The 17,110-nt window shown below is 46.1% G+C and carries 21 protein-coding genes; 2 read left to right on the forward strand and 19 right to left on the reverse strand.

The window, feature by feature from the left end; all coding sequences use genetic code 11:
* Positions 1 to 33: 33 nt before the first annotated feature.
* The 14 genes from gatB to QNH28_RS25665 form a co-directional block, all read right to left on the reverse strand.
* The gene (gene gatB / locus QNH28_RS25600) at positions 34 to 1,479 is read right to left on the reverse strand and encodes an Asp-tRNA(Asn)/Glu-tRNA(Gln) amidotransferase subunit GatB (protein ID WP_481858340.1); all 1,446 of its coding nucleotides are present in this window, start codon (positions 1,477 to 1,479) and stop codon (positions 34 to 36) included.
* Between the two features lie 11 nt (positions 1,480 to 1,490).
* Complete coding sequence (gene gatA, locus QNH28_RS25605; protein ID WP_060625698.1) at positions 1,491 to 2,948, reverse strand: Asp-tRNA(Asn)/Glu-tRNA(Gln) amidotransferase subunit GatA; 1,458 nt, start codon at positions 2,946 to 2,948, stop codon at positions 1,491 to 1,493.
* A gap of 27 nt (positions 2,949 to 2,975) precedes the next feature.
* Positions 2,976 to 3,263 (reverse strand): Asp-tRNA(Asn)/Glu-tRNA(Gln) amidotransferase subunit GatC, encoded by a 288-nt coding sequence (gatC, locus tag QNH28_RS25610; RefSeq protein WP_283909064.1) that lies wholly within the window; start codon positions 3,261 to 3,263, stop codon positions 2,976 to 2,978.
* Between the two features lie 122 nt (positions 3,264 to 3,385).
* Positions 3,386 to 3,769 carry a hypothetical protein gene (locus QNH28_RS25615; RefSeq protein WP_042131017.1) on the reverse strand — a complete coding sequence of 128 codons (384 nt, stop codon included), beginning with the start codon at positions 3,767 to 3,769 and terminating at the stop codon, positions 3,386 to 3,388.
* A gap of 244 nt (positions 3,770 to 4,013) precedes the next feature.
* On the reverse strand, positions 4,014 to 4,784 hold the full coding sequence (locus QNH28_RS25620; RefSeq protein WP_283909065.1) for an ABC transporter permease subunit: 771 nt from the start codon (positions 4,782 to 4,784) through the stop codon (positions 4,014 to 4,016).
* On the reverse strand, positions 4,781 to 5,695 hold the full coding sequence (locus QNH28_RS25625) for an ABC transporter ATP-binding protein (protein ID WP_283909066.1): 915 nt from the start codon (positions 5,693 to 5,695) through the stop codon (positions 4,781 to 4,783). Before QNH28_RS25625 ends, QNH28_RS25620 begins: the two co-directional genes overlap by 4 nt.
* The gene (locus tag QNH28_RS25630) at positions 5,695 to 5,886 is read right to left on the reverse strand and encodes a PLDc N-terminal domain-containing protein (RefSeq protein ID WP_042191814.1); all 192 of its coding nucleotides are present in this window, start codon (positions 5,884 to 5,886) and stop codon (positions 5,695 to 5,697) included. The genes QNH28_RS25625 and QNH28_RS25630 overlap by 1 nt, the downstream gene beginning before the upstream one ends.
* Before the next feature lie 52 nt (positions 5,887 to 5,938).
* The gene (locus tag QNH28_RS25635; RefSeq protein WP_283909067.1) at positions 5,939 to 6,151 is read right to left on the reverse strand and encodes a hypothetical protein; all 213 of its coding nucleotides are present in this window, start codon (positions 6,149 to 6,151) and stop codon (positions 5,939 to 5,941) included.
* Positions 6,148 to 6,483, reverse strand: coding sequence for a YxlC family protein (locus QNH28_RS25640; protein WP_283909068.1), 336 nt, complete (start codon positions 6,481 to 6,483; stop codon positions 6,148 to 6,150). The genes QNH28_RS25635 and QNH28_RS25640 overlap by 4 nt, the downstream gene beginning before the upstream one ends.
* Positions 6,470 to 7,015, reverse strand: a complete 546-nt coding sequence (gene sigY / locus QNH28_RS25645) for an RNA polymerase sigma factor SigY (protein ID WP_283909069.1) — start codon at positions 7,013 to 7,015, stop codon at positions 6,470 to 6,472. The genes QNH28_RS25640 and sigY overlap by 14 nt, the downstream gene beginning before the upstream one ends.
* Before the next feature lie 581 nt (positions 7,016 to 7,596).
* Positions 7,597 to 8,226, reverse strand: coding sequence for an MBL fold metallo-hydrolase (locus tag QNH28_RS25650; protein ID WP_283909070.1), 630 nt, complete (start codon positions 8,224 to 8,226; stop codon positions 7,597 to 7,599).
* Between the two features lie 4 nt (positions 8,227 to 8,230).
* Positions 8,231 to 8,797: a thioredoxin family protein gene (locus QNH28_RS25655; RefSeq protein ID WP_283909071.1), complete on the reverse strand. Its 567-nt coding sequence runs from the start codon at positions 8,795 to 8,797 to the stop codon at positions 8,231 to 8,233.
* Entirely contained in the window at positions 8,794 to 9,408 is a 615-nt protein-coding gene (gene uptA / locus QNH28_RS25660) for an undecaprenyl phosphate transporter UptA (protein WP_283909072.1), read from the reverse strand. Before uptA ends, QNH28_RS25655 begins: the two co-directional genes overlap by 4 nt.
* A gap of 356 nt (positions 9,409 to 9,764) precedes the next feature.
* Positions 9,765 to 10,523, reverse strand: coding sequence for an SDR family oxidoreductase (locus QNH28_RS25665; protein ID WP_283909073.1), 759 nt, complete (start codon positions 10,521 to 10,523; stop codon positions 9,765 to 9,767).
* 217 nt (positions 10,524 to 10,740) lie between these two features.
* On the opposite strand from QNH28_RS25665, the gene QNH28_RS25670 reads away from it, so the two are divergent.
* Both QNH28_RS25670 and QNH28_RS25675 read left to right on the forward strand, forming a co-directional pair.
* Positions 10,741 to 11,079, forward strand: a complete 339-nt coding sequence (locus QNH28_RS25670; protein WP_283912266.1) for an autorepressor SdpR family transcription factor — start codon at positions 10,741 to 10,743, stop codon at positions 11,077 to 11,079.
* Positions 11,080 to 11,081: 2 nt separating this feature from the next.
* Positions 11,082 to 11,735 carry an SdpI family protein gene (locus QNH28_RS25675; protein ID WP_283909074.1) on the forward strand — a complete coding sequence of 218 codons (654 nt, stop codon included), beginning with the start codon at positions 11,082 to 11,084 and terminating at the stop codon, positions 11,733 to 11,735.
* On the opposite strand, the gene QNH28_RS25680 is transcribed toward QNH28_RS25675, so the two are convergent.
* The 5 genes from QNH28_RS25680 to QNH28_RS25700 all read right to left on the reverse strand — a co-directional run bounded on the left by QNH28_RS25680 (position 11,724) and on the right by QNH28_RS25700 (position 17,083).
* A complete protein-coding gene (locus tag QNH28_RS25680) occupies positions 11,724 to 12,962 on the reverse strand; it encodes an O-antigen ligase family protein (RefSeq protein ID WP_283909075.1) in 1,239 nt (412 codons plus the stop codon). The two genes, QNH28_RS25675 and QNH28_RS25680, sit on opposite strands and share 12 nt — an antisense overlap.
* A complete protein-coding gene (locus QNH28_RS25685) occupies positions 12,941 to 13,747 on the reverse strand; it encodes a hypothetical protein (RefSeq protein ID WP_283909076.1) in 807 nt (268 codons plus the stop codon). Before QNH28_RS25685 ends, QNH28_RS25680 begins: the two co-directional genes overlap by 22 nt.
* Positions 13,748 to 14,329: 582 nt before the next feature.
* Positions 14,330 to 15,520: a class I SAM-dependent methyltransferase gene (locus QNH28_RS25690; protein ID WP_283912267.1), complete on the reverse strand. Its 1,191-nt coding sequence runs from the start codon at positions 15,518 to 15,520 to the stop codon at positions 14,330 to 14,332.
* Between the two features lie 85 nt (positions 15,521 to 15,605).
* A complete protein-coding gene (locus QNH28_RS25695) occupies positions 15,606 to 16,412 on the reverse strand; it encodes a PhzF family phenazine biosynthesis protein (RefSeq protein ID WP_283909077.1) in 807 nt (268 codons plus the stop codon).
* On the reverse strand, positions 16,409 to 17,083 hold the full coding sequence (locus QNH28_RS25700) for a DUF6483 family protein (RefSeq protein ID WP_283909078.1): 675 nt from the start codon (positions 17,081 to 17,083) through the stop codon (positions 16,409 to 16,411). The genes QNH28_RS25695 and QNH28_RS25700 overlap by 4 nt, the downstream gene beginning before the upstream one ends.
* Positions 17,084 to 17,110 lie beyond the last annotated feature (27 nt).

Here is a 17,110-nt window from a genome sequence, read left to right on the forward strand (position 1 = left end):
CAACGTTATCGACTACTAAAGACGATAATCGTTTTAATTGCCCAATACCTCGAGCAAAAGCTTATTCGCAAGACCTGGATTTGCCTTACCTTTACTTTCTTTCATAACTTGTCCTACGAGGAAACCAATTGCTTTCTGTTTACCTGCTTTATAATCTTCCACTGATTGCGGATTAGCAGCTACGACAGCTTCAACAATTCCTTTAATGGCACCTTCATCGCTGATTTGTACCAGACCTTTTTCCTCAACGATTACAGCAGGTAATTTACCGCTCTCTAGCATTTCTTTAAATACCGTTTTAGCGATCTTGTTGCTGATGGTTCCGCCTGCAATGAGGCCGATCATTTCTCCGAGCCCTTGCGGCGTAATTTTGACCTGAGACAAGTCCAGGTTATTACTGTTCAAATAAGCAAGCAACTCACCCATGATCCAGTTAGCTACAGCTTTGGCATCCTGCGTATAAGTAAGGCATCCTTCGAAAAAGTCCGCTAACGGTTTTGAGGAAGTGATCACACCAGCATCATAAGCTGTAAGACCCAGTTCTTCACTGTAGCGAGCTCGTCTTGCATCCGGTAGTTCCGGGATCGTCGAACGAATGGATTCTTTCCAGGCATCGTCAATATGCAGCACGATCAGATCTGGATCTGGGAAATAACGATAATCGTGCGCTTCTTCTTTCCCACGCATAGATAAAGTTTTTCCTTGCGCTTCATCCCAGCGGCGAGTCTCTTGCACAACCACTCCACCATCATCCAGGATCTCAGCTTGACGATATTGTTCATACTCCAGTCCACGCAGTACTCCGCGGAAGGAGTTCATGTTCTTAAGCTCTGCTCTAATGCCGAATTCCTCTTGTCCTTCTGGTCGTAGACTGATGTTCGCGTCACAGCGCATCGATCCCTCTTCCATCTTGACATCGGATACATCGCAGTATTGCATAATCGCACGGATTTTCTCCAGATAAGCCCGAGCTTCCTCTGGCGTGCGCAAGTCTGGCTCAGATACGATTTCGATGAGCGGTGTTCCCACCCGGTTAAAATCGACAAGCGACGCAAAACCGCCATCAACGTGAGTGAGCTTACCTGCATCCTCTTCCAAATGAAGACGAGTAATGCCGATTCGTTTGGTCTCACCATTAACTTCAATGTCAATCCAGCCGTTCAAACCGATAGGCTGATCGAACTGCGAAATCTGATAGGCTTTCGGAGAATCAGGGTAAAAATAGTTCTTGCGGTCGAATTTACTAACATCACCAATGGTGCAATTCAGCGCCATCGCTGCTTTCATAGCGTAGTCTACCGCTTGTTTGTTAAGAACTGGCAATACGCCGGGGTGACCCAGGCAGACAGGACAGGTATGTGTGTTAGGCGGAGCTCCAAATTCAGTGGAGCATCCGCAAAAGATTTTGGAGTTGGTATGAAGCTCTACGTGAACCTCTAAGCCGATGACCGTTTCGTATTTAGACATAAGTAATCCCATTCCCTCCTTTACTACAGCTGTGGACGCTGCTTGTGATGATCTGTATTTTGTTCAAAAGCGTGAGCAACACGCAGAATCGTACTCTCGTCAAATTCTTTACCGATAATTTGCAAACCTACTGGCATGCCTTCCGCAAAGCCACAAGGAACGCTAACGGCAGGAATACCTGCCAAGCTCACAGGAATCGTGAGAATATCGTTCAGATACATGGTCAGCGGATCTTCAGTCTGTGAACCTAATTTAAATGCTGTCGTAGGCGCTGTTGGGCCGATGACCACATCATATTTTTTAAAGATGTCATCAAAATCCTGTTTAATCAAAGTACGCACTTTTTGTGCTTTTAAATAATAAGCATCATAATAGCCGGAGCTTAGTGCATACGTTCCTAGCATAATACGACGTTTCACCTCAGGGCCAAAGCCGCGACTGCGGGAGTTTTGGTATAGATCAAGCAATCCTCCGCCTTCATCTACACGTACGCCATAACGCACACCGTCAAACCGGGCAAGGTTCGATGAAGCTTCCGAAGAAGACAGCAAATAATAAGCCGCTACTGCATACTCCGTATGTGGTAATGAAACTTCTTCCCAGACAGCGCCCATTCCTTCCAGCACCTTAAGTGCGGACAAGACCGTCTCACGAACAGAAGCATCGACACCAGCACCCAAGTATTCCTTAGGTACAGCGATACGAAGACCGGAAACATCACCAGTCAATGAACTCAAATAATCAGGAATTTCTACCTTAGCTGAAGTAGAGTCCTGTGCATCATAACCAGCAATCGCTTGAAGCACATATGCAGAATCTTCTACATTACGTGTTAGTGGACCAATTTGATCAAGAGAGGAAGCAAAGGCTACCAGTCCGTACCGTGATACAAGGCCGTATGTAGGTTTGAGACCTACAACACCACAATAGGAAGCAGGCTGACGGATTGAACCTCCAGTATCAGAACCTAGTGAGAAGAACACTTCGCCCGCAGCTACAGCTGCAGCAGATCCACCACTTGATCCGCCAGGAACACGTTCAAGATCCCAAGGGTTACGCACAGGCCCAAAGCTTGAGTTCTCGTTAGATCCGCCCATCGCGAATTCATCCATATTTAACTTACCGATTGTTACAGCGTCTGCCTGCTGCAGTTTAGAAGCTACAGTTGCGTTATAAATCGGCTGAAAATTGTTCAGAAATTGGCTGGCACAAGTCGTGCGCAGTCCTTTAGTTACAATATTATCCTTAATTCCGGCAGGAAGACCAAACAGCAACCCACGTGCTGCTCCAGATGCCAGTTTGTCGTCCAAAGCGCGTGCAGCGCTACGAGCGCCCTCCTCGTTCAAGGTCAAAAATGCATTTACTTTCTTATCCCGCTCAGCGATAATCGCCAGCGATTCTTCAGTCAGCTCACTGACCGATACTTCTTTAGCAGTTAACATACGATGTACTTCAGGCAATCGATTTTGAAACAGGCTCAAGATTCTTCCCCCTTTCTAATTATGTAGTTATTCCAAAACAGCTGGAACCTTGAAATGTCCGTCTTCATCATCCGGCGCGTTAAGAAGTGCTTCCTCTTGCGTTAGGCTTTCCTTCACAACATCTTCACGCATCACATTACTAACCTGCAGTACATGCGTGGTCGGCTTCACATTCTCCGTATCTAGCTCATTCAACTTCTCAGCATATTGTAAAATAGCATTCATTTGTTCTGTAAAGGTTGCCTCTTCTTCCGGGCTCAATTGCAGACGAGCCAGCTTGGCCACATGCTGCACATCTTTAACGGTAATGCTCATAAGATAAATCCCTCCTGTTTAAAGGGCTAAAGCGCCCGGATAACGTTTTTAATTATATTGTAGAAGCTTGGACAATTCAATGATGGGGTTATAACAAAAAAGCCGGCTTTCGCCGGCCTTCCTTAAATCCAAGCTCTAAGATTCACTTGTTTGATGAAATCTGCTTGGGACATGCTTTCTGTTGACGTTGTTTCCGTCTCTTCTGTATCCATATCTTCACCGTTCATCAAATGATGGAACAGCTTCTCATTGTACGTGGACAAAGCATAATCAATTAACGCTTCATGCGTTGCTCTTTCAGCCTCAGCTACTAATAAATGTTCTTCCGCCTCAATGTCCTCGGCTGGAACATAAAAGTTCCTATTAGCCTCCGGTACACGTATAACATAGTCAAACGCATTATCGGGATTGCGGTCGTAAGCAATTAGGTAGCCGTATTCCCCGATAGGAAGACTCTGCTCGAAAGCGTCCGCAACAATGACAATCTTTTCTCCTAAACGCAGCATCGCCCTACCTCCTGACCCCAAAATCTATCATGATTTTGCTTGTTTCAACAGTCTACTAAAAAAAGATAGAACTGTCTAGCGGCAGGCCAGATGATCCTAAAAATTCTACCAAGCAATAACACCTTCGGAGTCCCCTAAGGACGATGTGCGTTTATGCGAGAAATATAAGGATAAGGTATAGTGTGAAACTTATACTTTCTTATATTTTTAAATATACTATATTCGATATAGCACTGGTTATTATTTAATCGGGTAAGTTGTTCTTTCTTGTCAAAAGCGAAGCCCCAACAAGGCAAATTATGATCAATATACCGGCAGAAAGATATGGACCTGCTTTAAAGCCCTCTCCAGCTATAAGAATCTCTGCTGACAGCCCGGAAAGCCCTGCGGGTGTCCAGCCAAACCATGTAGGCAATAAGCTTAGACCTAATGACAAAGCAGCCATTAACGCCAGTGCTAAAAATGCAGCTACTGGAGGTCTTAAAAAGGCACTAAACAACAACGTAGCTGAGACAACACATAATAACCACAAACCATATACTCCAGAAGCTGCAATAACGTCACCCCATGATAATAAGCCAATCAGCTGCTTCGTGTAATAAGCTGCGCCAGCTGCACCCAATCCAAGCGCAACAACAAGCAGGGTCAGTTGAGCTGTCCATTTAGCGATCACTATTGCCGCCGGAGAAACCGGTCTTACTAGAATTAATTCCATAGTTCCGCTATAGCGTTCACCAGCTAAAGTATTCATCGAGCCTAGCGCCAATACCAGCATTCCAATCGTTCCATACTGTCCCAGTGCTTGCGCCATCACAGCTGCGGCACTCGGTATTTCATACCCCTCCAGCAAACCTGGGGGCACATCTCCTGAAGCTTTTAATATTTCCGGCAAATAATAAATGGTTAATGGCTGCATAATACCTAAAATGATGAACACGACAGGTATCCAGATTAACTTATAACTGCGGACCAGCTCGAGCATTTCTTTTCGATAAAGGACCCAGGTGCTGCTCATACGCCCACCACCTTCATAAATAAATCCTCTAATGTGGAAGAGCCTGCTTCAAATTGCAGCAATGGAATTTCGAGCTGCGTCGCTTCGTGCAAAATCGTCCGGCGGGCCATTTCTACATCATTCACATTAAATACGGCATAATCTCCAAACAATTGGGACTCCAGTACAAACGGTTTAGAAGCAAGCGATTCCAGCCAATGAATGGCTTCTTTGTGCTTCTCGGTACGTAATCGAATAACAGGAAGGCTGTATTGTGAACGAAGCTGTGACAAAGACCCCTGCTCTGCAATGCGTCCATGATTCATTAAAATAATATCATCACAAATTTCTTCCGCATCATGCAGCACATGCGTGGAGAAAACTACCGTTGTCTCTTCCCGTATTCCTCGTAGCAATTCCATCACTTCCCTGCGGCCGATCGGATCAAGTGCAGATACAGGCTCATCCAATAAAAGAAGTCGAGGGCGATGCACAAGTGCCTGTGCTAAACCCAATCGCTGCTTCATTCCACCCGAATATCCGCCAATCCTGCGGCGAGCATCGTCTTTGAGTCCTACATGCTTTAGGGATTCTAACGCGCTGCTTGTCGCTTCTTTGGTCCCCATTCCACTAAGCTTTGCTGCGAATACAACATACTCCTGTCCAGTCATCCACCCGTAAAAGGCTGGAGACTGCGGTACATATCCTAATCCCTTGCGATATTCTGCTCCGGGACGGCTCCCCTCAAACGAAATCATTCCAGAGGTGGGCTCTAGAAGTCCAGCCAGCATACGTAGTGTTGTCGTCTTTCCGGCACCATTAGGACCCAGTAAAGCGACACAGCGTCCTTTTTCAATTTCAAAGCTTATGTCATTTACAGAAATATGCGTCCCATAGCTTTTGCGTAGATTTGTAACTTGAAGGAGTGACATTAGACATCTTTCCTTCCTATCGTAAAATAAGCTACGCTGCCTAATATATTTCCGAAAATAATGATTATAATCCACATCCATTTTGGGCCACGCACTCTATCTGCTTTGGCTAAGGAAATCAAACCGATAATAGCCAGTAAAGCCTGCAAAATGATCAACGGCATAATTAAACCCCAATTTACATCTTCCATGAAGTACCACTCCTTTTGTGTTATGAAAGGAACGAGCTCCTATCCTGGACCTTTACAACTTCTTTCTCCTACGTCTTTCCGGTAGAATGACAACAAGTAAATAGACCAACGCGGGTGACGGAACTGTAGTTATAGCCCATAGTCCCCAGAACCAAGCTTTTCTTCCGCGTCGTTTGGCGTCGCGGAACAGCAATGTCCCTTGCAGCATTAATGCTATTGCTATGCAAAACCATAACCATAGAGGCACATCCTGCAGCTCATTCATTCTTGCGCACCTTCTCTATTCCTCCTGATCCTCGCTATTCCTAGAGCACTGAGTCCCGCAATAGGAATAATCGCTTGAATAATCCAATAGATTATCGGAGCAGAACCGAGAATGGATAGAAATACGCTGATCAGGATCAACGATATGCCCCAGAATAACAGCATCTCTTTACGTTCCATACTCTTTCTATGCACAGAGGCATCAACCATTAACCTCTCCAGTTCCTGTAATGAAGGGGGTGTGATGTCATTATATTGTGCATCTAACCGGGCAAGCTCATCTGAAAGCTTATGCAAATACAACTCAGACTCCTTATCGTTATCCTTTTCCATCCTCATTCAGCTCCTTTCGTAGTTGGTTAAGACCAAGGGATACACGCGACTTGACTGTACCTGAAGGAACCCGCATGATTTCGCCAATTTCGTCATAACTATAGCCATAATAATGCTTCAGTAGAACAGCCACTCTTTGCGCAGAAGGTAATCTGGAGAGGGAATCCAGCACTTCACTCCACTCTTCCCCCCTGCTCTCAAACCGCCAACGAATCGAACGAATCCCCTGTTCCTGTTGCTCCCGCTGCTTCCATTCCGCTTCACGCTTCCAGCGCCGCTTGCGATCAATAAATATTCTGGTCGCAATTGTGATTAACCAAGAGGAAAAGGAAGAAGTTCCGTTATAGGTGTTGATCTTCTCCATACATCTGACCATGGCGTCCTGTACAAGATCCTCTGCCAGCAACGGGTCCATGGTCACCTTGATTAAATATTTGAATAAAAAAGTATAGTGTTCTCGCAGCAGTGAAGACAGTGCTGAAGTATCTCCCTGCTGTGCCCGTCTGATTCTCTCCAGCGACTGATCGCTCATCTGCCCCTCCATTCAAGAATTCGTTTCTATTTGTAGTACGAATATGTATTATGAATCGTTCATTCCGCTTAATTATTATTTTTTGAGATCCCACAACTTGCGCCGCCAGGGCTGAATTATCCCTCCCCTTGCCGGAAAACGCCAAAAAAGAGGCATTTTTCTGGGCTCGCCTCCTAAAACCACTGTTATTCCCCCGTAAAACAAACGGCTCTCCTGAAGAAAGCCCTCACTAATGTCCTTTTCAGATTGTATGTCTCTACGCTCTATGGATGAACAGAAGCCACCCTTTCCTGAACAATCCGCAAAACATCGGCAGTTACTGCTGCAGAAATTAGTCCATTTCTCCTTGGAGTCATACCATCCGTGATCCAATGGGTAATATATATTCTTCTCCATTCTACTTCCCCCCATGCTTTTAAGCCTATATGAAGACAAAAAAAGAACGCAAACCGGGATTAATTCCGCAGTCTGCGTGCTTCGCGAGGTAAATGTTACATTTAATTAACCTCATTTTAGTCCTTTTGTAGTCTTTTGTCTATCAAAAATCCCTCGGTTTTTGTCGGTTCTAATAGAATCAACGTCTATTGAGGAACATAAGGGTTGCGAACCTTTTCAAATCCAATGGTTGTCCGTGGACCATGTCCTGGATAAACCTTCACTTCATCATCCATTTTGTATAGCTTGCCACGAATAGAATCGAACAGATCTCGTTCCCTGCCACCAGGCAAATCTGTGCGTCCAACTCCTAACTTAAACAAGACATCTCCAGAGAATAGATCATTTCCACAAAGGAAACTTACACTGCCTGGAGAGTGGCCAGGTGTATGGTACACACGGAAGGTGTGTCCAATGAATTGCAGAACTTGCCCTTCTGCCAGATCATACTCCGCAGGATCTGTGGCTAGAGGAGGTGACACCTCCGACCACATTAGTGAACCGTTCAGCTTGGGGCTGCTTAGCCATTCGCTTTCAAGTGGATGTAAATAAACAGGGCATTTCTTAGCTTTACGAATTTCTTCTACACCGCCCATATGATCAAAATGTGCATGTGTCAACAAAATAGCTTCGATCTCTATCCCTTCGATACTCCGCACTAATGCAGCAGGATTCATACCGGGATCAATAATAATGCCCTTCGCAGGATCCGCACCTGTCAGCAAGTAGGCATTCGTCTGAAGCGGACCTAGATTAAATGAACGTATATTTAGCATGAGTCTAGAATCCGGAAATCAGACTACGCAGTTCTTTTGCGATAACTGCCTGATATTCCGTTCCTTCCCCATAGGCTTGCCCCATGGCCTTACGTGCTTCTGCGATTTTGCTGTCGTAATCAGCGGCCTCACGATCAGGATTCTCACGTTTAAACTCTCTCATTATACGCTGCACATGCTCTGGTCTAGGACCCCAATGTCCGAGCACATATCCTCCGGTGTCTGCAAAAATCACGACTGGGACAGATCTGCCACCCATGGTCAAGAAATCATCCATAAGCTCCGGATTCTCTTCCAAAATGAATACCTCTGTCTTCATTCCCGCCGTCTCCAGGATACGGAATACAGCAGGAACGTTACGTACTACATCTCCACACCAATCCGCTGCTAGGATAAGTACCCGCAAATCGTCGCGATGGTTCAGACTTTCAAAATATTCCTTATCGTTCTCATCTTCCCAAGTAAACTTCTCATACCAGGATTCAAAGGCCTGTTGGTTCTTCATCATACTTTCTACGAATTGGCGCGGTGTTAGTCCTTTTCCAAACTTATGAGCTACATTCTGCTTCATTTTGAAGTCCCCTTTTTCTTGGATTTGTACCATTTAAACACAAAATAAATGATGATCAGAGCGATCGCTACAAGTATAATTTCGTTGGTATACTTAGCTGCTACTTTGTCAATATCTTCCCATTTATTCCCCAAGGTCATACCCAGATATACAAACAAAGCACTCCATGGAATAACAGCAAGCGTAGTCAACAAAGTGAACTTACCTAAAGGCATTTTCGATATCCCAGCTGGAACGGAAATGGCATGACGAACAACCGGAATAAAACGAGCTGTAAAGATTACGCCAGTCCCGTATTTATTGAACCACTCTTCCGAATGGTCAATATGCTTCTTTTGAATGAAAATATATTTCCCGTATTTCTCCAAAACAGGTCTGCCACCATAACGACCAATCCAATATACAAAAATCTGTGCAATGACTCCGCCGATCGTACCGAATAATACGGCGCCAAAAAAATTAATATCACCACTCCATACTAAAAAGCCACCGAAAGCCAGTACAATTTCACTCGGAATAACTTCAATCATAAGTCCGATCATAATCCCAAAATAACCAAGACTCTGAATCCATTCAAACAATGTTGAGATCAGATCAGAAATAACATGCAACCGTACTCCTCCTCCCTTTTCCGCAGAATATGGCTATGTATCTAGCATAAACATCTTTGGCGTCTATATAAAGACACTAAGCGTTTAAGCGAGAAATATAAGAACATAAAGTATAGCTCTAACCTTATACTTTCTTATATTTTTAAAAGCTCTGCCGCTCTGCTCTATTTTCCAGTTTCTCTTAGCCTATTCTAGCACAAGCAACCTTAACACATCTACTTACAGCGGTCGCGCACTTACCCTATTTCGACCCTCTCTTAAAAAGAGTTAGAACAACCCGTATAACCAAAAAAGGTGTGCACTTCCAGCAATGAAGATGGAAATGGACACCTTTTTGTCTAAAATGTAAAAGCTGTTTAATAAGCGGTCCATCCGGCATCCGCCGTTATTACCGTTCCATTCACGAAGCTCGCAGCTTCTGAAGCCAAGAATAAAGCTATCGATGCGATCTCACTGCTTTCCCCTGTTCGCGGCATTGACGCCATACCATCTCCTGCCTTTTGACTACCAAAAGCACTCGGATTAGACAAATCAATATTCGTCTTTACCCCACCTGGTGCTATAGCATTACAGCGAATTCCAAGCTTCGAGTACTGATACCCTACATTTTTAGTCATACCGATGACAGCGTGCTTGGAGGCAGTATAAGCCACTCCTGCACGAGATCCCTCTAAGCCGCCGATCGAAGCTACATTGATGATGCATCCACTTTCTTGTGCCATGAAAACCGGTAGCACCCTACGAATGGCTCTCATGGGTCCGGTAACGTTCACTGCAATTACCTTCTCCCATAAGTCATCTGTGATTTCGTGGGCTGGTGTCATTTTATCCATGATCCCCGCATTATTAACGAGAATATGTAGTCCACCAAATTGTGTACTTGCAGCATCAATCATACGCTGAGTATCCTCTTCCATCAAAACATCTGCCTTTAGAGGATACACCACTCCATTGCCATGACCTTGTTCTGCCTTCTTGGCCACCGCTTCAACAGCCTCCAGATGGATGTCCGCAGCAATAACCTTAGCCCCTTGCTGGGCAAAAAGAAGAGCAATTGCTTCTCCAATCCCAGAACCCGCACCTGTAACAACTGCAACCTTATTAGTCAGCATCATATATCCTCTCCTCCGCTTCTATATTTCTAACCATTCATCGAGTACTTGCCCAAAGTTAGTATTAGCAAGGGCATAGCCTCAAACGGCGGTAAATCCAAAGATTCAGTGACAATTTCTTTCTCAATCCAAATGAGGAGAACACGCATTGACAGATAAGAATATGAATGGTTATTATATATTTAGACAATTACCTAAATATCGAAATGGTGGGTGGAATATGAATGAGTCTTTCAAAGCACTAGCTGACCCTACCCGTCGCCAAATCATTCGGTTACTAAGGGAGAAGGACCGAACCGCAGGTGAAATTGCTGATTTTTTCAACATGTCAAAGCCAAGCATTTCTCACCATCTGAATGCACTGAAGCATGCCGATCTCGTACAGGATGAACGAAAAGGTCAATTCATTATGTATTCATTAAATATGACAGTTCTCGAAGAGGTTCTTGGCTGGTTGCTCGAGCTAACAGGTACGGGAAAGCAAACGGAGACGGAAAGCAAATCGCTGGACGGAAAACAAAGCCGTCAGGATAAGGATTCTGAGAAGGAGGCTGATTGAAGATGAAGGATTTTAAATGGAGATGGCAAGATACACTGATTGTAATATTAGGTTTAGCTTCATTAGCTTATGCATTAATCAATTATGGCAAGCTGCCACAAGAGCTGCCCGCGCAGTGGGGAATTACGGGTAAAGTTAACCGGTATTGGGATAAAAACATAGCTATTTTCATTTTAGGAATCCTGGGCATTGTGCTTCCGCTGATCATGCAGTTCACACGTAGCATCGATCCTAAACGGGAAAATTATAAGAAGTTCGAAAATGCCTATGCTATGAGCAGACTCGCTATTGGGGTGCTTTTTAATCTCATGCTTGTGCTCACGGTTGCTTACGGCCTGGGTAAAGATATTAATGTGAGTAAAATAGCTATAGGAGCCCTAGGAGTGATGTTGATTGCGCTCGGCAACTACATGCCACAGGTAAAAGATAATTATTTGTTCGGTGTTCGTACAGCATGGACGCTCTCTAGCCCAGAGGTATGGCGAAAAACACATCGTCTCTCCGGAAGAATGTGGATGATCGGCGGGTTGCTTATTTTTGGGGGAGCCTTTGTGAGCGGTGTCTTATCTCAGGCCCTTATTATTACGGCACTTGTGCTTGTTATTCTCGTTCCTGTTCTGTACTCTTGGATCATTTCACGTCAGTTAAAATCGTGATGCCAATACACTAAGCCGTCGACTCAGGTCGTCGGCTTGTTCTGTCATTTGGAACTTCCGGTCATTATGCTGCTCACCTTTACTTGCCTCATACTCTGCCAACGCTCTATACTGCCGCAGTAGCTCGTTCCCTGAAGCAATACAACCCATGGCCTCCATTCGATTCCCTTCCGCTAGCTTCTTCCGGCCCATCATAAGCATGCCTTCAACCCCTTTGACCCACTTCACATAGTTGTATTTATCCAGCTTAATACTTCGATGTATCCAATATAGTGCAGCTCCCGGATCATCACTGTACATCCATCGTCTAGCCATTTCCCAGCTTAAACTTGCATTCTCCGGAGAATATTTCAAACTCTGCTGCAGTATACTCACGCTTTGTTCACCCGTAAGCAGCCTAGATAATACTACAGCTGTTCTAGGTGATTGGCGATTCCACACTAGTGATTGCTGTAGCAAACCAGCCTTCACCGATGGATCAGCCGCCTGAACTGCTTGTCGGTAGTACCTTTCTCCTTGTGCGGCTTGAAAGGACAATACGGTTAGTATGAGAGAAAGCCCACAGGCGACAGTGATGAATAGTCGGCGGAGATATGAGTGGGCGAGTTTAGGCGAGGTCGCGGACTCGAAGTGAGTTGACTGCGGAATCGCAGACGTCGAGCGAGTTGGCTGCGGAATCGCAGACGTCGAGCGAGTTGGCTGCGGAATCGCGGATGCGAAATGAGTTGTGAGCGAACTCATGGACGTAAAGCTGGTAGGCGCAGTTTGATGTTTCTGCTCATGTTCAGCCAGAGCAAGTGCTGGCAGCCAAAAAAGCAGCAGCCAGATTAATCCGTAGCTCCAGTCAAAATCGACGGCGCTGTGCAAAACGATAACCAAAAATGGCGGCAGCAGGCGCGGCGATTTCTTAGCCAGCAGCCAGCCTGCTGCTAACAGCATAAGCAGTATGGCTGCAAGGCCGATAAATCCTAGGTTCAACAGGATGTCGAGATAACCGCTATGCACCTGGCTGCCTACATAAGGGCGAGACTGGGCGGCGAGGTATGAGCTCCGCCAAGTCTCGCCCCCCCGGCCCAGCCAGGGTGCTTCTGCCGCCAGCCGGCAGGCGTCGCGGTAAAACAGACCACGCGCGGATACCGTCGATGACGGTCCGGTGATCCGCTCGCGCACGTGCAGGAGGACGGCGGTGCCCGCCGCCGTCCAACCTATCGCCGCCAATGCCAGCATGGCGGCTCGGCACTACCCGCCGCGCTGCGCTGGCGGCGGCACAGCCATAGGCCGGCTAGCAACGCGCCGGCCCAAAGCCCGGCCAGCAACAGCAGGCCGGGCGAAGACTCTACCGCCAACCCGGCACGGGCCAGTTGGCGGTAGAACAACGCCGCGGCGACCATGGGCGCGGCGCCAGCAGCAAGAAGCGGCGCGATGAGCTGCCGCTTCCAGAGCAAGACGGCGGCGCAGGCGCAAGCCGCCGTCAGCCATGCGCCGCGTGACTCGCTGAGGAGCAGCGCGGCGGCATACGGGAACAGCGGCAGCAAGCGCAGCAGCGCGGCGGCCGTGCTTCCCGCTTCTTCCTGCTCCACTCCACCGCATCCATCCCCTCTCTTCTGAGGTCTTTCATAATAAGTAGCAACAGCAAATAGCCGCTCCAATAGAAAAACAGCCATCACAGCACCAAAGGCATTAGGATATTCCATCACTCCTGCTAATCTAGCACCTGTAACACTAACTGCAGAGGAGTGGCTATAGGCTACAGCGAAAGGTAACTCTATCACCCCGCACACTGCCAGCAAAGCTCTCATGCTTAAGAACATACCCAAAATGGACCACGCGGCAAAGATCAGCTGACGCCCCACTCGATTCAACGCACAAAAACAAACCAAAAATGCAAAGCTAGCATACAAGCCCCACCGTAATATTTCATTCATTGTGCCCTGTGCCGAAAGAGGTCCCCTTAACCACTGAACCAGGTAGAGTGATAGAACTAGCAAAGGCGCGATCAACATTATTTTCACAGCTCTAAGTACTCCACTCGCCCTACCTGCACTACTTCTCCACTTACCCACTCCAATGTACAAATAAAGCAGGACCGAAGAGCACATCACAAACCATAAGGTAAGAAAAGGATACATCTCCTCTGTAAAAAAAAATCCTCGCAGCAAACATGCTCCAACTCCGGCTGTGATTACTAAGGCTGCACTAAAGTATACGATTATTGAATCCAAACTCCGCTCACTGTTAACGCTCCACATTTAGATACCCCTGTATTCGTTAAGTTATCTCTATCCTTTCCACATTTACCCTCCGTAAAACTAGAATGCAAAAAGGACGATACCTCTCCACGAAGGAGCTGCATCGTCCTAATGCTCACCAAAAAAGCTATATAGTTGCAAAAAGTACAACTAACCTTTGATATTCGTTACTGCGTCCTAGTGTAATTGCATAATGTACAACTATTTTTCGAGAATCCCGCCAAATACGGAGAATTGTTCGTTTTTAAGTGTACAGAGTGCAGTTAAATCCAAAAAAAGCACCTTCAAAGCATATATAGCTGCACAACATACAACTAATCCAACTTACTGTTCCTAATAGTCGTGCTATCCCTCCACCGAACTTTCACTCGGAAGCAGGTCAGTGCATACGCGCTCGAGGTAAGGTTTCGCCCCTATAAAATCACGGAATGCGGTATATTCACGCCATTTGACGGAGTTATCACCACCTGAGCTCTTAACGGCGCGGATCAAAATGTTCTTTGGTGTATTCTCCAGGTCGATGAATTCCAGCAGCTGGCTACTATAACCCATCATATCGAGCAATTTGGCGCGGATAGCGTCCGTAGCCAAGGCAGAAAAACGTTCCTTCAAAATCCCATGTGAAAGCATCGGGCTCATTACTTCATTCTCAATCTGCGCGAACAATTCATGTTGGCAGCAAGGCACAGACAAAATGACGGAGGCATCCCAGCGTACTGCTTTTTCGAGTGCAGCATCTGTAGCTGTGTCACAGGCATGAAGTGTTATAACCATATCTACCTGATCCAGCTCATTGTACTCCGCAATGTCACCCACAAGGAACTTCAAGTGATCGTAACCGATCTTCGCAGCAAGCTCATTGCAATGCTCAATTACATCAGCTTTCAAGTCTAGTCCAATAATATTAAGCTCCCGCTTCTTGCGAACGGTCAGATAGTGATAAAGCGCAAAGGTCAAATATGATTTTCCACAGCCAAAATCAACAATCGTCAATGGCCGCCCGGTTGGAAGATCGGCAAGTACATCCTCGACCATCTCCAAGAATCGGTTGATCTGACGAAACTTATCGTATCGCTTGGCTAGCACTTTACCTTCTCTATTCATAATGCCGAGCTCCACAAGAAAAGGTACAGGGTCCCCATCCTCCAGCACATAGCGCTTGCGGCGATTGTGCGCTAGATCTGGCTCTTCCTTTTTAGTTGGAGACTTAGTAAGGATCGATACTTTGAATTTCTTGCTAATTAACACCTGATAATCCGCTTCTACCGTACATAACAGACCTTGTCGGAATGTCTCTCTGAATAAAAGAGTCATTTCCTCCGCTGCTAATTCAGCCGGTACGTTACGATGTTCAACCTTTGTACCAATATAAGATGCAAACTGATAATGCAGCTTACCCTTTAGTTCGACAGGTTTAATCTGTACTTTCGTACAGGTCTCCCCTTTATAACGTACTTGGCTTAGGGTCGCCATAATTAAAGTACGGTCACTTATCAGTTGTTCAATAAGAGCTGTTAAAGATTCCACAACGCACATCTCACTTTCGGGATTAAAAATGGAGAATCTATGTCTCCTAACCATCATCGTTCCATTATATCACGGCTCTACAAGAGGTAGCCTATCAGGGCTTAACATGCAGCTCTCCACTAACTATAGTTATTGCTCGGCCAGACATCTTAATCTGATCTTTGCTTACCTCAAGCTGAAGCAGGCCTCCTCGTTCGGAAGCTTGATAAGCGATCAACTGCGTACGGTTAAGTCGACTAGCCCAGAAAGGTGCTAGCGCAGTATGCGCTGAACCTGTGACCGGATCCTCATTTACCCCCATCTTCGGTGCAAAAAACCGTGACACACAATCAATGCCTTCGGTGGAGCTTTCTGCAGTAACCGCAAAGGCTCTCTCTTCAAGCCGTGATAAAGCCCCGAAGTCTGGGCTAAGTTCGCGAACTAGGGATTCCTGATCAAGTCGTACAAGTACATTGTCAGCATATAGCATAGTTTCTACTACATTAGCTTCTGTAATACCAAGTGCTTCTATAAGAGCCGGAATTGTAGGAGAAGACTTAAGCTCATAAGGCGGGAAGTACAGTGAGATCAAGTCACCCGCACGAGAAGCTCTAAGCAACCCACTGCGTGTATAAAATCTAGCTTCCACATCTGGATCCAGCAATCCCAGCTCCCATAATATATGTGCACTCGCTAGAGTAGCATGGCCACATAAATTAACCTCAACCTTGGGCGTGAACCAGCGCAGGCGATATCCATCATTCTCCGGCCAGAGAAATGCCGTCTCTGACAAGTTCATTTCTGCTGCTGTCTTCAGCATGAATGCCTCGTCGACTGGATGTTTTAGCAAGCATACCGCTGCCGGGTTTCCTGAATATGCTTTTCCTGCAAAGGCATCGATAATAAATAAAGGGGTATTCATAAGGCTTCCGACTCCCTCCGAACTTCTGTGATCCGGCACCACTCTTTCCATCCTTGTTCCACTTCATGGATAGGAAGCGAGCCTTGTTCCAATTCTTCCGGTGATTTAAGCAGCAGCCGTCTGTACAGCTCATCACCTTCCAGCGAAACATCTTCCCCTTGCTCCCATAGTCGATACAGACTGTCCTCCGCTTTACTGTAATGCCCGATCGACTCCATATAAACTAGAAGCAGCCGTTCCGTCTTGGCTGGAAGACGATACGCCTTGACTTCCTCTAGAAGTTCATCGATATCAGCTGTCATCTGCAGCATTGCTCGATCAGCGCCGTGCAAATCTGCGTACAAGTATAAATGCAGTGCCCTCATGCTTCTGAATAGTGCTGCATCATTATCGCCACTCGCAGCATAAATGCTGCCCTCTTCTTTAAGCAGTTTGGCTACACCTTGAAGCTTATCTGACTCCAACACACCGTTAAAACGGAACATTTCTATGATATCTTCTACAGATAGTGAATTTAAGAGACGTGAGTTCAGCGGAAAATGTCGGTTCAATAGCTCATCAATTTCCCATAAGGCTTCCGTTGTCTTCCGCTCCTGCTTTAGCGTTAGAACCTTGGCAACCATCGCCGTCATATCCTCGATCATGCGGACAATATAGTCTCTTCGGAACATGAACTTCCCCCTTTTCCATACTGTAAC

It is taken from the genome of Paenibacillus sp. G2S3 (assembly GCF_030123105.1).
GTDB lineage: Bacteria > Bacillota > Bacilli > Paenibacillales > Paenibacillaceae > Paenibacillus_AQ.

Coding starts and splice junctions, on each gene's coding strand:
- QNH28_RS25620 (WP_283909065.1), bottom strand. CDS start 4,784: ATGAGCAGCACCTGGGTCCTTTATCGAAAAGAAATGCTCGAGCTGGTC.
- QNH28_RS25680 (WP_283909075.1), bottom strand. CDS start 12,962: ATGCTGGCATTGGCGGCGATAGGTTGGACGGCGGCGGGCACCGCCGTC.
- QNH28_RS25615 (WP_042131017.1), bottom strand. CDS start 3,769: ATGCTGCGTTTAGGAGAAAAGATTGTCATTGTTGCGGACGCTTTCGAG.
- QNH28_RS25655 (WP_283909071.1), bottom strand. CDS start 8,797: ATGAAGCAGAATGTAGCTCATAAGTTTGGAAAAGGACTAACACCGCGC.
- gatB (WP_481858340.1), bottom strand. CDS start 1,479: ATGGGATTACTTATGTCTAAATACGAAACGGTCATCGGCTTAGAGGTT.
- QNH28_RS25650 (WP_283909070.1), bottom strand. CDS start 8,226: ATGCTAAATATACGTTCATTTAATCTAGGTCCGCTTCAGACGAATGCC.
- QNH28_RS25640 (WP_283909068.1), bottom strand. CDS start 6,483: ATGGAAAAGGATAACGATAAGGAGTCTGAGTTGTATTTGCATAAGCTT.
- QNH28_RS25695 (WP_283909077.1), bottom strand. CDS start 16,412: ATGAATACCCCTTTATTTATTATCGATGCCTTTGCAGGAAAAGCATAT.
- QNH28_RS25670 (WP_283912266.1), top strand. CDS start 10,741: ATGAATGAGTCTTTCAAAGCACTAGCTGACCCTACCCGTCGCCAAATC.
- QNH28_RS25690 (WP_283912267.1), bottom strand. CDS start 15,520: ATGTGCGTTGTGGAATCTTTAACAGCTCTTATTGAACAACTGATAAGT.
- QNH28_RS25630 (WP_042191814.1), bottom strand. CDS start 5,886: ATGGAAGATGTAAATTGGGGTTTAATTATGCCGTTGATCATTTTGCAG.
- QNH28_RS25625 (WP_283909066.1), bottom strand. CDS start 5,695: ATGTCACTCCTTCAAGTTACAAATCTACGCAAAAGCTATGGGACGCAT.
- QNH28_RS25700 (WP_283909078.1), bottom strand. CDS start 17,083: ATGTTCCGAAGAGACTATATTGTCCGCATGATCGAGGATATGACGGCG.
- QNH28_RS25675 (WP_283909074.1), top strand. CDS start 11,082: ATGAAGGATTTTAAATGGAGATGGCAAGATACACTGATTGTAATATTA.
- QNH28_RS25635 (WP_283909067.1), bottom strand. CDS start 6,151: ATGAATGAGCTGCAGGATGTGCCTCTATGGTTATGGTTTTGCATAGCA.
- QNH28_RS25665 (WP_283909073.1), bottom strand. CDS start 10,523: ATGATGCTGACTAATAAGGTTGCAGTTGTTACAGGTGCGGGTTCTGGG.
- sigY (WP_283909069.1), bottom strand. CDS start 7,015: ATGAGCGATCAGTCGCTGGAGAGAATCAGACGGGCACAGCAGGGAGAT.
- gatC (WP_283909064.1), bottom strand. CDS start 3,263: ATGAGCATTACCGTTAAAGATGTGCAGCATGTGGCCAAGCTGGCTCGT.